The sequence below is a fragment of the Streptomyces sp. NPDC057280 genome (genome assembly GCF_042668605.1).
Taxonomy (GTDB): Bacteria; Actinomycetota; Actinomycetes; order Streptomycetales; family Streptomycetaceae; genus Streptomyces.
Genome location: NZ_JBHUYR010000007.1, coordinates 416,717 through 431,263 on the forward strand (window position 1 = coordinate 416,717; position 14,547 = coordinate 431,263).

12 protein-coding genes, 1 tRNA gene and 1 other RNA gene are annotated in these 14,547 nt (G+C 73.2%); 10 read left to right on the forward strand and 4 right to left on the reverse strand.

From position 1 onward, the window contains the following. Positions 1-13: 13 nt before the first annotated feature. Both ACFUO4_RS34295 and ACFUO4_RS34300 read right to left on the reverse strand, forming a co-directional pair. On the reverse strand, positions 14-1,510 hold the full coding sequence (locus tag ACFUO4_RS34295; protein ID WP_383492125.1) for a VCBS repeat-containing protein: 1,497 nt from the start codon (positions 1,508-1,510) through the stop codon (positions 14-16). Positions 1,511-1,604: 94 nt separating this feature from the next. Next, on the reverse strand, positions 1,605-2,309 hold the full coding sequence (locus tag ACFUO4_RS34300) for a siderophore-interacting protein (RefSeq protein ID WP_383492127.1): 705 nt from the start codon (positions 2,307-2,309) through the stop codon (positions 1,605-1,607). A gap of 77 nt (positions 2,310-2,386) precedes the next feature. Here ACFUO4_RS34300 and ACFUO4_RS34305 point away from each other — a divergent pair, with 77 nt between their 5' ends. From ACFUO4_RS34305 to ACFUO4_RS34340, 8 genes are all read left to right on the forward strand, one after another. Beyond that, entirely contained in the window at positions 2,387-4,438 is a 2,052-nt protein-coding gene (locus ACFUO4_RS34305; RefSeq protein WP_383492130.1) for a penicillin acylase family protein, read from the forward strand. After that, positions 4,431-5,027: a GNAT family N-acetyltransferase gene (locus ACFUO4_RS34310; protein ID WP_079309048.1), complete on the forward strand. Its 597-nt coding sequence runs from the start codon at positions 4,431-4,433 to the stop codon at positions 5,025-5,027. The genes ACFUO4_RS34305 and ACFUO4_RS34310 overlap by 8 nt, the downstream gene beginning before the upstream one ends. Beyond that, a complete protein-coding gene (locus tag ACFUO4_RS34315; RefSeq protein WP_079309047.1) occupies positions 5,024-5,491 on the forward strand; it encodes a cupin domain-containing protein in 468 nt (155 codons plus the stop codon). Before ACFUO4_RS34310 ends, ACFUO4_RS34315 begins: the two co-directional genes overlap by 4 nt. Further along, entirely contained in the window at positions 5,488-6,246 is a 759-nt protein-coding gene (locus tag ACFUO4_RS34320; protein ID WP_383492134.1) for an SDR family NAD(P)-dependent oxidoreductase, read from the forward strand. Before ACFUO4_RS34315 ends, ACFUO4_RS34320 begins: the two co-directional genes overlap by 4 nt. A 105-nt stretch (positions 6,247-6,351) precedes the next feature. After that, positions 6,352-8,085: a copper resistance CopC/CopD family protein gene (locus ACFUO4_RS34325; RefSeq protein ID WP_383492271.1), complete on the forward strand. Its 1,734-nt coding sequence runs from the start codon at positions 6,352-6,354 to the stop codon at positions 8,083-8,085. An 80-nt stretch (positions 8,086-8,165) separates the two neighbouring features. Beyond that, complete coding sequence (locus ACFUO4_RS34330) at positions 8,166-8,372, forward strand: DUF4287 domain-containing protein (protein ID WP_383492137.1); 207 nt, start codon at positions 8,166-8,168, stop codon at positions 8,370-8,372. 48 nt (positions 8,373-8,420) lie between these two features. Then, positions 8,421-9,164 carry an SDR family NAD(P)-dependent oxidoreductase gene (locus ACFUO4_RS34335; RefSeq protein ID WP_383492140.1) on the forward strand — a complete coding sequence of 248 codons (744 nt, stop codon included), beginning with the start codon at positions 8,421-8,423 and terminating at the stop codon, positions 9,162-9,164. Positions 9,165-9,417: 253 nt separating this feature from the next. After that, positions 9,418-10,764: a phosphatase PAP2 family protein gene (locus tag ACFUO4_RS34340; protein WP_079309102.1), complete on the forward strand. Its 1,347-nt coding sequence runs from the start codon at positions 9,418-9,420 to the stop codon at positions 10,762-10,764. Positions 10,765-10,817: 53 nt separating this feature from the next. On the opposite strand, the gene ACFUO4_RS34345 is transcribed toward ACFUO4_RS34340, so the two are convergent. Together ACFUO4_RS34345 and ACFUO4_RS34350 are read right to left on the reverse strand one after the other, a co-directional pair. Continuing rightward, positions 10,818-11,648 (reverse strand): alpha/beta fold hydrolase, encoded by an 831-nt coding sequence (locus ACFUO4_RS34345; RefSeq protein WP_079309042.1) that lies wholly within the window; start codon positions 11,646-11,648, stop codon positions 10,818-10,820. A 201-nt stretch (positions 11,649-11,849) separates the two neighbouring features. Further along, positions 11,850-11,937 (reverse strand) — tRNA-Ser (locus tag ACFUO4_RS34350). A 72-nt stretch (positions 11,938-12,009) separates the two neighbouring features. Here ACFUO4_RS34350 and ffs point away from each other — a divergent pair. Both ffs and ACFUO4_RS34360 read left to right on the forward strand, forming a co-directional pair. Then, an RNA gene (gene ffs / locus ACFUO4_RS34355) (signal recognition particle sRNA small type) lies at positions 12,010-12,108 on the forward strand. Between the two features lie 58 nt (positions 12,109-12,166). After that, positions 12,167-14,488 carry a DNA polymerase III subunit gamma and tau gene (locus ACFUO4_RS34360; RefSeq protein WP_383492143.1) on the forward strand — a complete coding sequence of 774 codons (2,322 nt, stop codon included), beginning with the start codon at positions 12,167-12,169 and terminating at the stop codon, positions 14,486-14,488. Positions 14,489-14,547 lie beyond the last annotated feature (59 nt).

Sequence of the window (14,547 nt, forward strand, 5' to 3'; positions counted from 1 at the left end):
GCCCCGGGGCGCGCTAGAGCTCCACGTGAGGACCGGGCAGGGCGGCGCCGAAGTAGCCCTTCACGTTCCGTACGCCGATGCCGACGCTCTTGCCGCTCACGTTGACCGAACCGCTCAGGACGGGACCCGACGCGGAGCCGCGGGCCACCCAGACACAGCCGTCGCTGTTCTCGGTCGGCACCCCGACGACCGTCTCGGCCTTGCCGTCCTTGTTGAGGTCGGCCAGGTGCACGGCGGCACCGAACTGGTCGCCGGTCTCGACGGCGCCTGGGACGCCCGCGGTGTCCTGGGTGTATGCGGCCGCGTCGGCGGTGGTCAGGCCGGTGGCGGAGCCGCGCAGGAGCACGGCGGTGCCGGCCAGCTTGCGCGAGCCGACCGCCTCGCTCGGGACGCCGACCAGGACGTCGGCGTATCGGTCGCCGTTGACGTCGCCGATGCTGAGCGACTGGCCGAACCGGTCGCCGTTCTCCGCGGCGCCGGGGACGCCGGCCGTGTCCTGGTGGTAGACCTTCGGCTTCTGGTCGGCGGTGATGCCCTGGGGGCTGCCGTAGAGGACCTGGATCTCGCCGCCGGGGCGGGCCCAGCCGGCGGGGCCGCCGGACATGGAGTCGTCGTAGGAGATGCCGGTGACGAGGTCGCCGTAGCCGTCGCCGTTGATGTCGCCGATGGCGCCGGCGTGGCCGTCGGCGTAGGGGAGTTCGGTGGGCCGGTTCGTCGCCGGGACGGCGTTGGGGCCGCGGGCGCCCTTGTAGACGTACACCGATCCGCGCAGGTCGTCGTCCGAGGGGCCGGGCAGCCAGTACAGCTCGGCCAGGCCGTCGCCGTCGGTGTCGCCCGCCACCACGCCGCGGGTTTCGCCGAAGAAGTCGTCGCGGACCGTGCCGGCGGCCTTTCCGGTGCGGGTGAAGGGGCCGGTGTAGGTGGCGGCCTCGCAGCGGGAGCCGACGGCCAGTTCGGGGTTGCCGTCGCCGTTCATGTCCGCTGTGGCCAGCGACATTCCGAAGCCGCAGTACGTCCTGCCGTCCCCGTAGCCGGCGGGTACGGTCAGACTCGCCCCGCCCTTCAGGCCGGTCGGCCCGCCCCATACGACGGTCACCGCGCCCCGCGAGTCCTTGGTGCCGACGGTCTCGTCGGACGCGCCCACGATCAGGTCCGCGTACCCGTCCCGGTCGAGGTCCGCGCTGGTCACCGCGGAGCCGAAGTGGTCCCACGCCTCGGCGTCACCCGGAACACCGGGCGTCGCCTGGGTGATGACGGCCCGGCGGGTGACGTTCACCCCCGAGCCCGAGCCGCCGTACAGCACGACGACCGAACCGTTCTCCTCCACGCCGCCGTTGGCCGCGTACGGCGCTCCGACCGCGAGGTCCCGGTATCCGTCACCGTTGAAGTCGTCCTGGACGACCGCGGTGTTGGCGCCCTTGTAGGGGGCTGCGGCCGATGACGTCAGCGGGGTGAGCGTGACAGCGACGGACGCGGTGAGCACGGCGGCTGCCGCGGCTGCTCTGCGCAACGGGACTCCTTGACTCGCACGACGGACGCCCCTCTCGACACACGAGCCCCGCGAATGGTTGTGCTCACGCCAAAATGCGCGGCCAGGACAGGCCCTAGGCCGCCCGCCAGTAGCCCAGCGCGTGCATCCGGTCCTTCGGTACGCCCAGTTCCTTGCGGACGTACCCGGAGAGGGTGCGGGTCGTGCGGGTGTCGCAGGCGATCCAGACGTAGGCGTCCGGGTGGGACTCGAGGAGGTCCGGGAGGTCGGTCTTCACCCGGATGATGAGGTCGTCGCCCGAACGGACGTCATGGCGGGACGCGTCCGTGCGGAACGGGAGGCCGTCGGGGGCGCCCTCGAACCAGATCGTCGCCGGGGAGGAGTCCAGGGCCGCCAGGAGGGAGTTGATCGCGGGCAGTGAGGCCGGGTCGCCGATCGCGAAGACGTGGGTCGGGGCAGGGTCGGGGTGTTCGAAGGCCGTGCCGTGGACCGTGGCCTCGATCGTGTCGCCGGGCTTCGCCGCGCGCGCCCAGTCGCTGGCCACGCCCTCGTGCAGGGCGAACTCCAGGCTGAAGGTGCCGGCCGCCGGGTCCGGGTCGACGAGGGTGTACGCCCGCTGGTGCGGCTTGCCGGCGGCGGAGAACCACAGCCGGACCCACATCGTCGGGTGCACGCCGGTTGCGGCGAGCAGACCGCCGTCGGTCAGGTGCAGCCGCCGGTAGTGCGGGGTGACGTCCTCGGCGCCGGTCACCGTGAGGACGAAGTCCTTCGCGCGCAGCAGTTTGAGGACCGCGCCCTCCCAGCCGTGCCCCTGCCCCATCGCTTCTTCACCCCTCGCGTACGATTCCACCACGAATACTTAGGTGAGCCTAACCTAAAGCACGGGAGAGCTGCAGAGTGAGCGCCGAGATCTACCGAGACGCCTGGGGCATCCCGCATCTGCGGGCGGACGGCGTGCGCGCACTCGCCCGGGCCCAGGGCCTGGTCACCGCCCGCGACCGCGCCTGGCAGCTGGAGGTCGAACGGCACCGCGCCCGCGGCACCTCGGCCGCCGTCCTCGGCGTCGACGCCCTCCCCTGGGACCGCTTCGTCCGCCGCGCCCGGCTCGACGACACCGCGAGACGCTGCTTCGCCGACCTCTCCGTGAACGACCCCGAGACGGCCGACTGGGTACGGGCGTACGTCGACGGCGTCAACGACGGCCTCACCGGCGCGGACCTCCCGCTCGGGACCCCCGGCCGCTGGGAGCCCTGGACCCCGCTCGGCATCTGGCTCGCCACCCACATCCTCTTCGCAGGCTTCCCGGCGAAGCTCTGGCGTACCGAGGCGATGAAGCACCTCGGCGAGGCGGCCGTCGGACTGTTCGCCACCGACGGCCCCGGCACCTCCGGCAGCAACGGCTGGCTGGTCAGCGGCGAGCGGACCGTGACCGGACGGGCCGTCATCGCCGGCGACCCGCACCGCTTCATCGAGGACCCCGGCGTCTACCAGCAGATCCACCTCTCCTGCCCGGAGTTCGACGTCGTCGGACTCGCCGTCCCCGGCGTCCCCGGCATCGCCCACTTCGGCCACACCGGCACGGTCGCCTGGGCCATCACCAACGCCATGGCCGACTACCAGGACCTCTACAGCGAGAAGCTGCGCCGCACCGGGGCGGGCGTCGAAGCCCTTGACCCCGACGGGAGTTGGCGGCGCGCGACCCGGCACACCGAGACCATCGAGATCGCGGGCGAGGAGCCGGTCGAGGTCGAGGTCATCGAGACCGCGCGCGGCCCGGTGATCGCGGGCGGCCCCGAGGGCCTCGACGACGGCACCCCGCTCGCCCTCAGCCTGCGCACCCCGCCCCGCGTGACCGGCGACCTGGGCTTCAGCACCCTCCTCCCCCTTCTGCGCGCCCGCCGGGTCGCCGACGTGGACCGGGCGTTCGACCAGTGGGCCGAGCCGGTCAACGTGGTGCAGGCCGCCGACACCGAGGGCGGGCTGCTGCACCGGGTCGCGGGCCGGGTGCCGGTACGGTCCGCCGCCAACCGCACCCGGGTGGTGCCCGCCTGGGAGGCCGGGCACGAGTGGACCGGCTGGCACGACATGCCCCGCACCGGTCTCACCGACGGCGTCGCCGTGATGGCCAACCAGCGCGGCCCGGCCGCACCGCTCGGCGTCGAGTTCGCGCCGCCGCACCGGGCCGACCGCATCGCCGAGCTGCTCGCGGAGAAGGAGAAGTGGACGGCCGCCGACATGCCGGCGATCCACATGGACACCCATCTCGGCTCCGCAGGGCCCCTGTTGGACCACCTGGCGGCTCTGCCGGACCTGAGCCCGGCGGCCACCGGGCTCAGGGCGACCCTCCTTGCCTGGAACCGCCGTATGGACGCGGACAGTTCGGCCGCCGCACTGTTCGCGGCGGTGCGCTCCGCACTCGTACGACGCCTCGCCGCGCACCCCGCCTTCGCCGCGCTCACCACCCCACCCGCCTACCCGGAGGTCCTCCTCCCCTGGCTCGGGCTCACCCCGCGCATCGGCTACGCGCTCGAACACCTCCTGCGGGCCGAGGAGCTGTACGGCATCGACCGGCCGGCGGAGGTGCGTGCGGCCGTCGAGGAAGTCGCGGCGGCGGGCCCGGTGAAGACCTGGGGGGAGAGCCACCGGCTGTTCCCCTGGCGGGCGGTGCCCGATCCCGCCTTCGACGGCCCCGGCCTCTCCGGCGACCACGACTGCGTGCTGTGCACCTCCGCCGTCCCCGGCCTCACCGACCTGGCCGCGCGCGGACCCGCCGCCCGGTACGTCTGGGACCTGGCCCGGCGTGCGGACAGCCGCTGGGTGGTGCCGTTCGGCGCCTCCGGGGTGCCCGGCTCGCCCCACCACCGTGATCAACAGCCCCTGTGGCTCGGCGGCGACCTGGTCCCGGTCGTCACCGACTTCGAACAGCTCAGCAAGGAGATCGATGTCTGACCGGTACGTGCACACGCAGGACGTCGACGGCTTCGGCACCGTCGCCATCCGCCCGCTCGACGCCAAGGCCGACGCCGGGCTGGTGCACGGCTGGGTCCGAGAGGAACGCGCCGTGTTCTGGGGCATGAACGGCCTCACCGAGGCCCAAGTGGCCGGCATCTACGCCCACATGGACACCCTCGACACCCACCACGCCTACCTCATCGAGAAGGACGGCGAACCGGTCGGCCTGCTCCAGACCTACGAGCCCGAGGCCGACCGGGTCAGTGAGTGCTACGCCGCCGAGCCCGGCGACATCGGCGTCCACCTGCTCCTCGCGCCCGCCGACACCACCGCGGGGCCGCGCCCCGGCTGGTCCACGGCGCTGCTGGGCGCCGTGGCCTCGTACGTCCTGATCGGCCTGGACCGGCGGCGGGTGGTGGTCGATCCCGACGTGCGCAACGACAAGGCGATCGCCCGCTTCCTGCGCATGGGGTTCGTGGCGGGGGAGCGGGTCGTGCTGCCGGAGATCGACCTCCCGGACGTGTACCTGCCCGAGAAGCACGCCCAACTGGCGTTCCTGCACCGGGAGGTAGTGTTCCCCGGGTGACCCCGGATGACCTCGTCGCCCACTACGGACTGGAACCGATCCCGCGCGAAGGAGGCCTGTTCCGCCGCACCTGGGAGGGCCCCGAGCGCGCGGACGGCACCCCGGAGGGCACGGCCATCGTCGCCCTCCTCACCGCGGACGACCACTCGGCCCTGCACCGCCTGCCCGCCGACGAGATCTGGCACTTCTACCTCGGCGACCCCCTCGAGCTCCTCCTGCTCGCCCCCGACGGCACGTCCCGCACGGCGGTTCTCGGCCCGGACGTCCTCGCCGGACAGGCGGTGCAGCTGACCGTCCCCGCCGGCACCTGGATGGGCGGCCGCAGCCTCGGCGCCTGGACGTTCTTCGGGTGCACGATGGCACCGGGGTTCACCTACGAGGGGTACGAGCACGGCGACCTGGACACGCTGCTGGCGCGTTATCCGGCGGAGGCCGACCGGATCGCGGGACTGTGCCGTCCATGAGACTCCTCGAAGGACAGGTCGCCCTCGTCACCGGCGCGGGCGGCGGGATCGGGCGCGGTATCGCGCTGCGGTTCGCCGAGCGGGGCGCGGCGGCGGTCGCGGTGCACTGCCGTACGTCCGTGGCGGCGGCGGAGGAAGTGGCGGCGCGGGCCCGCGAGTCGGGGGCCCGGGCCGTCGTCCTGCGGGCCGATCTGCGGGACGAGGGGGAGTGCCGGCGGCTGGTGCGGGAGGCCGCCGAGTGGGGTGGCGGGCGGTTGGACGCGCTGGTCAACAACGCGGGAGTGCAGCCGGTGCAGGGGCTGCCCGGGATGACCGCCGAGGAGTGGCGGGAGGTCGTCGACGCCAACCTGTCGAGCGTGTTCGCGTGCACGCAGGCGGCGGCCGAGGCGATGCACGGGGGCGGGTCCGTCACGCACATCGCCTCGATCGAGGCACACGCCCCCGCCGCCGGGCACGCCCACTACTCCGCCGCGAAGGCCGCCGTCGTCATGCACGCGCGCTCCGCCGCCCTGGAGTACGGGCCGCGCGGCATCCGCGTCAACACCGTCTCCCCGGGCCTGATCGACCGGGACGGGCTGGCCGAGGCCTGGCCGGAGGGCGTGCGGCGCTGGGAACAGGCGGCCCCGCTGGGCCGGTTGGGCCGCCCCGAGGACATCGGCGACGCCTGCGCCTTCCTCGCCTCCCCGCTCGCCTCCTGGATCACCGGGCAGGACCTGGTCGTCGACGGCGGGGTGTCGGCGCGCCCGACCTGGTGAGCGTTCCGCGGCTCGCGTACGTACCTCTCCCGGAGCGGCGGGACGGAGTGGGGTACGGACGTGGAGCGTGACGGTGGCCGAGGACGGCGGCGATTTCAAGGGCTGGTGCTGCTGGGCACCGTGCTGGTCCTGCTCCTCTTCGGCGGCGCGGGACCCGCGTCGGCCCACGCCGCCCTCCGCGCCGGCGACCCCGAGGACGGAGCCGTCCTCAAGTCCGCGCCCCGCCACCTCACCCTGACCTTCACCGAGTCCGTCGGCCTGCTCGACGACTCCTTCCGCGTCCTGGACCCGGACAACCAGCGGGTCCGCACCGGCGAGCCCGAGCATGTGCCGGGCCGCTCCGACACCGCCCGCGTGGCCCTGCCCGCGAAGGGGCTCGGCGAGGGCACCTACACCGTGGCCTGGCGGGTCGTCTCGGCGGACAGCCACCCGGTGTCGGGCGCGTTCACGTTCTCCGTGGGCAGGCCCTCGGCCACCTCGGCGGTCGCGGACCCCGGCCCGGTCGAGAACCCGACCACGGCCACGCTCTACAACATCGCCCGCTATCTGGCCTACCTCGCCGCCGCCCTCCTCATCGGCACGGCCGTCTTCCTCGCCGTCTGCCGCCCCGCGGACGCGACCGCCCTGCCCCGGCTGCTGTGGGCGGGCTGGGGGATCCTGGCCGCCGCGACCGTCGCCCAGCTGCTGCTGCGGGCCTCGTACGAGACGGGCACGGCCCCGGCCCTCGACGGCTTCGACCGGACGCTGACGACCCGCCCCGGCCTCGTCCTCCTCGCCCGGTTGGGACTGCTCGCGCTCACCGCGCTGTATCTGCGCTGGGTGCGCAAGGCATGGAGCGCCAAGGGCACCCGGATCGCCGGCGGTGTCCTCGCCGTCGCGCTCGCCCTGACCTGGGCCGCCGGTGAGCACGCCTCCGCCGGTATCCAGGTGCCGGTGGCGATGACCTCCTCCGTGCTGCACGTCCTCGCGATGGCGGCCTGGCTGGGCGGCCTCACCGCCCTGGTCATCACCCTGTACCGGGCCTCCGTCGTCGAGGCCGCCACGGTCGCCCGCTTCTCCCGCCTCGCCTTCGCCTGTGTGACCGTCCTGGTCGTGACCGGCGTCTACCAGTCCTGGCGCGGCCTCGGCTCCTGGGCGGCGCTGACGGGGACGTCGTACGGCCGTCTGCTGCTCTTCAAGCTCGCGGCGGTGCTCGTGCTGCTCGGCGCGGCCGGGCTGTCACGGCAGTGGACGGCACGGCTGGTGACGGTGGGCGCCGAGAGCGTCGTACGGGAGCAGGAGCGCGTGCCGGAGCCGGTGGGCGGGCCCCCGCTGCCCGCGCCGGAGAAAGCCGTCGCGAACCCGCCCGGTGACGACGGGTACCGGCGGGGGCTGCGGCGGTCCGTGGCCGTCGAGATCACCGTGGGTGTCGTGGTGCTGGTCCTCACGACCGTGCTGACCGGCACGCTGCCCGGGCGGGCGGCGGAGGAGGCGGGCACGGCCGCCCCGGCCGGCGGGCTGCCCGTCGCCTCGGTCACCAACGTGCCCTTCGACATGGGCCCCGCCGGGCGCGGCACCGTGCAGATCACCCTCGACCCGGGCCAGGTCGGCCAGAACCAGGTGCAGGCGATCGTCTTCGGCGCCGACGGCGGTTTCGCGACCGTCCCCGAGCTGCGGCTGACCTTCACGCTGCCGTCCCAGGACATCGGCCCCCTCGACGCCCGGCTCACCGACCTGGGCGGCTACTGGGGCACCAGCGACTTCAACCTGCCCATCGCCGGGACCTGGACGATGCGGACGACCGTGCGGATCTCCGAGACCGATCAGGTCAGCGAGACGAACAAGGTCGAGATCCGTTAGGGCCCGCGAGCGCCGATTACTTCCGCCACCGGCCACGGTCATGAAGGGCGACACCGACGCCACGAAAGGACGTGAGTCACATGACCGAACCGGTGAAGGGCCCCGCCAGCTACTTCCCGTCCATCGAGAAGAAGTACGGCCGCCCGATCGAGGAATGGGTGGAGCTGATCCGCAGCTCCCCGCTGACCCGGCACATGCAACTCGTCACCTGGCTCAAGACGGAGCACGGCCTGGGCCACGGCCACGCGAACGCCCTGGTGGCGCACACGCTGGCCGAAGGCAGGTGAGCATGCCCCGGCAGGAGCCGCCGGGCGCCGATGGCAGGATCCACCCGCATGGGAACAGCAGCAGCACAGGACCGTCCCGTAGCCCTGGTCACCGGCTCCACGTCCGGTATCGGTGAGGCCGTGGCCCGGCGGCTGGCCGGGGACGGGATGCGGGTCGTCGTGCACTCGCGGCGCAGCACGGATGCCGGCGAGGCCCTCGCGGCGGAGCTCGGCGGGACGTACGTACAGGCGGACCTGGAGGTCGAGGACGAGACGCGGGCCCTGGTCGGGACCGCCCTCGACCGCCTCGGCCGCCTCGACGTCCTGGTGAACAACGCGGGCATCAGCCGGCCCATCCCGCACGCGGACCTGGCCGCCGCGACCCCGGCGGACTGGCGCCGGCTGCTGGAGGTCAACCTGATCGCGCCCTGGGTGCTGTGCACGGAGGCGCTCCCGGCGCTCCGCGAGGCGCCCGGCGGCGGCAGCGTGGTGAACATCACCAGCCACGCCGGGGTGCGCCCCAAGGGCTCGTCCGTCCCGTACGCGGCCGGCAAGGCCGCCCTGAACCACGTCACCCGCCTCCTCGCCGCCGCGCTCGGCCCGGACGTCCGGGTCAACGCGGTGGCGCCCGGTCTCGTGGACACCCCGATGACGAGGGACTGGGCCGAGGCCCACCAACTCTGGCGCGAACGCGCCCCGATGCACCGCCCCGCCCGGCCCGCCGACGTGGCCGACCTGGTGGCCTCCCTGATCGCGAGCGACTACCTCACCGGCGAGGTGATCGTGCTGGACGGTGGCCTGAATCTGACGTGAGCGACCGCACGGACGCGGCGGGCCCGAACCGGTTTCCCTGCCGGGCCCTCTGAAGGGTGGGGGTCTTTGAACTTACGATGAGCGACGGCCCAACACCGCAAGACGCCCGTCCGACATCCGCCCGCACCCACGCCCGTCCGCACCCACGTCCAAGAAATCGGCCGGCCCATTGATACCTGGAGAGCCGCGGGACCACCCGCTCCCGCGAATACGACGAAGATCCACGTCCGCCGCGTGGCGCCGCCCACAGACGATCCTGTGGACCGCGGCGGGTGCGGTGACCCTCGGCTTCCTCATCGCGATGGAGATCACTGCACGCCACTACGGCCTGCCGGGACCGCTGACCACCCAGGTCAAGGAGGTGATCCTGCCGCCCAAGTCGGGCTTCCTGCTGTACGGCGCGCTGGCGCTGATGATGGTGGTGCTCACCCGGCGGGAGCGCTTCCGCGCACTCGGTGTCGCCCTCGGCATCGACGCCGTTCTGCTGCTGCTGCGCTGGGCGACGGGCAGCGGCCTGCACGGCGGCCACCCCTTCGGCAACGGCGCGCTGTGGGTCGTCCTGGGTTTCGGCGTCATCGCGCTGACCCGCCGCACCGGCGCCGAACGCCTCCTGCTGCTGAAGGGCGTGGGCCTCGCGCTGCTCCTGGTGGCGGGCCGTAAGACGGGCGACACCTGGCTGCTCATCACCGCCAAGGCCCGCCCGATGGTCCTCGACCCGTACGTGGCGGTCGCCGACCGTGCCCTGGGCGACCCGTCCTGGGTGGCCGGCCGCATGCTCAAGGCCACCGGCCCGCTCGGCGCCCACGTCCTGGACCTGGTCTACGGCCAGCTGGCCGTGGCCGCCGTCCTGGTCTCTCTCTACGGGCTGCGCAACGTGGCGGCCGAGCGCCGCTTCCCGCGCCACCACCTGGTGCGCACCTTCCTGGTCATCGGCCTGCTCGGACCGGGCATCTACATGATCTTCCCGGTGGTCGGCCCGATCTTCGCCTACGGCACGGGCATCGAGCACTGGCAGCCGGTCGGCCTGTGGACCCACACGCCCGCCACCGCGCAGTGGTCGGTGGGCGACTTCTGGCCGAACACGCCACCCCCGCTCACGGACCCGCACGCCATCCCGTTCGACGAGCTCACCCCCCGCAACTGCATGCCGAGCCTGCACACGGCCTGGGCCACCGCGATCTTCATCCACTCCCGCCAAGGCCCGCGCGCGCTGCGCTGGGCGGGCACGTTCTGGCTGATCGCCACCCTCGCCGCGACCCTCGGCTTCGGCTGGCACTACGGCACCGACCTCGTGGCCGGCGTGGTCTTCACGCTCACGATCGAGGCGGCCCTGCGCGCCCAGGCCCGCGGCTGGGACCGCTCGGCGACCCACCTGGTCACCTACGGCACGACGATCTTCACGGCCCTCCTCCTGTCGTACCGCTTCCTCCCGACGGAACTGGCCCGCCTCCCGTGGCTGTACGGCCCGCTGATCCTGCTGGCGATGGGTTCCGTCATCTACGGCTACCTCCGCACCACTAGGGCATGGGAGCGGCAGGACATCTCCCTGCCGACCCAACGCCAGCCGGAACCGGAAGGGGAACCGGCACCGGTGTCCTGAGGCGACCGCGGGCCGCCGCTGACGAGCAGCGTCAGCGGCGGCCCGAGCGCGGGTCAGGAACGGATGAACGCGAGGATGTCCGGGTTGAGGACCTCGGGGTGCGTCGACAGCATCCCGTGCGGATAGCCCTCGTAGGTCTTGAGGGTCCCGTTCTTCAGGAGCTCGACCGTCAGGGGTGCCGAGTCGTCGTACGGGACGACCTGGTCGTCGGTCCCGTGCGCGACGAGGACGGGCACCTCGATCCGCCGCAGGTCCTCGGTGAAGTCGGTCTCGGAGAACGCCGCGACGCACTCGTAGTGCGCGTTCGCCGCGCCCATCATGCCCTGGCGCCACCAGTTGTCGATCAAACCCTGCGACACCTGCGCGCCGGGACGGTTGAAGCCGTAGAACGGCCCCGAGGGAATGTCGACGAAGAACTGGGCCCGGTTGGCGGCGACGCCCGCACGGAAGCCGTCGAAGACCTCCATCGGCAGGCCGCCCGGGTTGGCCTCCGTCTTCAGCATCAGCGGTGGCACCGCGCCGACCAGGACCGCCTTGGAGACCCGGCCGGGCCGGGCGCGGGCGACGTAGCGGGCCACCTCGCCACCGCCGGTGGAGTGACCGATGTGCACGGCGCCCCGCAGGTCGAGTGCGTCGGTCAGGGCGGTCACGTCCGCGGCGTAGGTGTCCATGTCGTGGCCGGTCGCGGTCTGGGTGGAGCGTCCGTGGCCACGGCGGTCGTGGGCGATGACCCGGTAGCCCTGCGCCAGGAAGAACAACATCTGGTTGTCCCAGTCGTCGGCGCTCAGCGGCCACCCGTGGTGGAAGACGATCGGCTCCCCGTCGCGAGGACCCCAGTCCTTGTAGAAGATCGTGGTGCCGTCGTCGGTCGTGACTGTACCCATCGCAGATCCTCCGCTTGTCCAGGCGCACCCCAGCCACGGAGCAATGAGCGGGAGGCACGCGGGACTTCACGCCCAGCGGGCGCGGTCCAGGATGAATGCCCAGATTACGCCCTGCCTCTCCGGGCCACATCCGCAACCAGAAACGTCGAAGGGCCCCACCGCGAACGGTGGGGCCCTTCGACATCGTGCCCGGTGAGGCACTGGCGGAGGATACGAGATTCGAACTCGTGAGGGGTTGCCCCCAACACGCTTTCCAAGCGTGCGCCCTAGGCCTCTAGGCGAATCCTCCGCCGCAAACAATACAAGACGTTGAGGAGTGCTCGCGAACTCGTTCCCACCCCCGGCCATCGGGTACTGTTTGGGCAGCCCCTCACGCGGCGCTATCTGACTGAACTCCCCCAGGGCCGGAAGGCAGCAAGGGTAGGTCGGCTCTGGCGGGTGCGTGGGGGGCGCTTGCGTTCCCGGTGGAGCGGACGGGCGGGGCCGGGTTGTCAGTGGGCGCCTATAACCTCGTATGCGTGTCGTCTCTCGCGCTGTACCGCCGCTATCGCCCGGAGTCGTTCGCCGAGGTCATCGGGCAGGAGCATGTCACCGACCCGTTGCAGCAGGCGCTGCGGAACAACCGGGTCAATCACGCGTACCTGTTCAGCGGTCCGCGCGGTTGCGGCAAGACGACGAGCGCGCGCATCCTGGCCCGCTGTCTGAACTGTGAGCAGGGTCCCACGCCGACCCCGTGCGGCGAGTGCCAGTCGTGCCGGGACCTGGCCAGGAACGGCCCGGGTTCCATCGACGTCATCGAGATCGACGCCGCGTCCCACGGTGGTGTGGACGACGCCCGTGAGCTGCGCGAGAAGGCCTTCTTCGGGCCCGCGAGCAGCCGGTACAAGATCTACATCATCGACGAGGCCCACATGGTCACGTCGGCCGGCTTCAACGCACTGCTGAAGGTCGTCGAGGAGCCCCCGGAGCACCTCAAGTTCATCTTCGCCACCACGGAGCCCGAGAAGGTCATCGGGACGATCCGGTCGCGGACCCACCACTACCCGTTCCGGCTCGTGCCCCCCGGCACCCTGCGCGACTACCTCGGCGAGGTGTGCGGCAAGGAGAACATCCCCGTCGAGGAGGGCGTGCTCCCGCTCGTCGTCCGCGCCGGTCAGGGTTCCGTGCGTGACTCCATGTCCGTCATGGACCAGCTCCTCGCCGGCGCCCGGGAAGAGGGTGTGACCTATGCCATGGCCACCTCCCTCCTCGGCTACACGGACGGCTCCCTCCTGGACTCCGTCGTCGAGGCCTTCGCCACCGGTGACGGCGCCGCCGCCTTCGAGGTCGTGGACCGGATCATCGAAGGCGGCAACGACCCGCGTCGCTTCGTCGCGGACCTGCTGGAGCGCCTCCGTGACCTCGTGATCCTCGCCGCCGTCCCGGACGCCACCGAGACGGGGCTCATCGACGCCCCGGCCGACGTCCTGGAACGGATGCAGGCCCAGGCAGCCACCTTCGGACCGGCCGAGCTCAGCCGCGCCGCCGACCTCGTCAACGAGGGCCTCACGGAGATGCGGGGCGCCACGTCCCCCCGGCTGCAGCTCGAGCTGATCTGCGCCCGCGTGCTGCTGCCGGCCGCCTATGGAGACGAGCGGTCGGTGATGGCCCGCCTCGACCGCCTGGAGCGAGGCGTCAACTTCTCCGGTGGCCACGCCGCCGGTGGCGTGGCCGCACCCGCGATGGGCTACGTCCCCGGCCCCGACGCCCACGCCCCCGCGGCCGCCCCGATCCCGCCGGGCGGCGGCGCGATCCCGCCGGGCGGCGGCGCGGCGGCGGCGCGAGCGGCGGTGCGAGGCGGAGGGGGAGGCGCAGGCCCCGCGGGCGCGGGAGGGCCCGCGGACCAGCCGGTGCAGCCGGTGCAGCCCGTGCAGCCGGTTCCGGCAGCTCAGCCGACGGCCCCCTCGGCGCCGCCGCCGGTTCAGCCGACGGCTCAGGAACCCCCCATCGCTTCCGCGCCCGTCGCCCCGCCCGCCGCCCCCACCGGTACCCCCGCCCCCGGCGCATGGCCCACGGCCACCCCCGCCGGTGGCGGCCGGCGCCCCGGCGGCTGGCCCACGGCCACCCCGGCGGGCGGCGGCGGCCAGCCCGCAGCCGCACCGGGCGCCGGCGCCCCCGCGGCACCCCAGCCCACCGCGGCCCCGGCACCCGCCCCGCAGTCGGCACCCCCCGCGGCCGCGGCGGCCTACGCCCCCCCGGCCGGCGGCCTTGACCCCCGCATGCTCTGGCCGAACATCCTGGAGGCCGTCAAGAACCGCCGCCGCTTCACCTGGATCCTGCTCAGCCAGAACGCCCAGGTGGCCGGCTTCGACGGCACCACCCTCCAGCTCGGCTTCGTCAACGCCGGCGCCCGTGACAACTTCGTCAGCAGCGGCAGCGAGGACGTCCTGAAGCAGGCGCTGGGCGAACAGTTCGGCGTCCAGTGGAAGATCGAGGCGATCGTCGACGCGTCGGGCGGCTCGGCGGCCGCGCCGACCGGCGGCGCGCAGAACTTCAACGGCGGCTACGGCGGTGGCGGCGCCCCCGGCGCGTACGGCACCCCGGCCGCCCCCGCGCAACGCCCCCAGTCCCCCCAGCCCACCCCCGCGGCAGCCGCCACCCCGACCCCGTCGACACCCCCGGCGTCGGCACCCTCCGCCCCGGCGCCCCGGCCCTCCGCCCCGGAACCGCCCCCGGTCGCCCCCGAGGACGACATCCCGGAGGACGACGACCCAGACCTCAACGAGTCGGCCCTCTCCGGCCGCGAACTGATCGTGCGGGAGCTGGGGGCGACGGTGATGGAGGAGTTCACGAACGAGTAGGGCGGCGAACCCGAGGACGCACGGGACACCGAGCCCGGCCCCGGCAACCTCGGCCGCGA

Excerpts from the sequence above, each read along its gene's own strand:
- ACFUO4_RS34300 (WP_383492127.1), bottom strand. The coding sequence starts at position 2,309 with ATGGGGCAGGGGCACGGCTGGGAGGGCGCGGTCCTCAAACTGCTGCGC.
- ACFUO4_RS34330 (WP_383492137.1), top strand. The coding sequence starts at position 8,166 with ATGACCGAACCGGTGAAGGGCCCCGCCAGCTACTTCCCGTCCATCGAG.
- ACFUO4_RS34335 (WP_383492140.1), top strand. The coding sequence starts at position 8,421 with ATGGGAACAGCAGCAGCACAGGACCGTCCCGTAGCCCTGGTCACCGGC.
- ACFUO4_RS34310 (WP_079309048.1), top strand. The coding sequence starts at position 4,431 with ATGTCTGACCGGTACGTGCACACGCAGGACGTCGACGGCTTCGGCACC.
- ACFUO4_RS34320 (WP_383492134.1), top strand. The coding sequence starts at position 5,488 with ATGAGACTCCTCGAAGGACAGGTCGCCCTCGTCACCGGCGCGGGCGGC.
- ACFUO4_RS34345 (WP_079309042.1), bottom strand. The coding sequence starts at position 11,648 with ATGGGTACAGTCACGACCGACGACGGCACCACGATCTTCTACAAGGAC.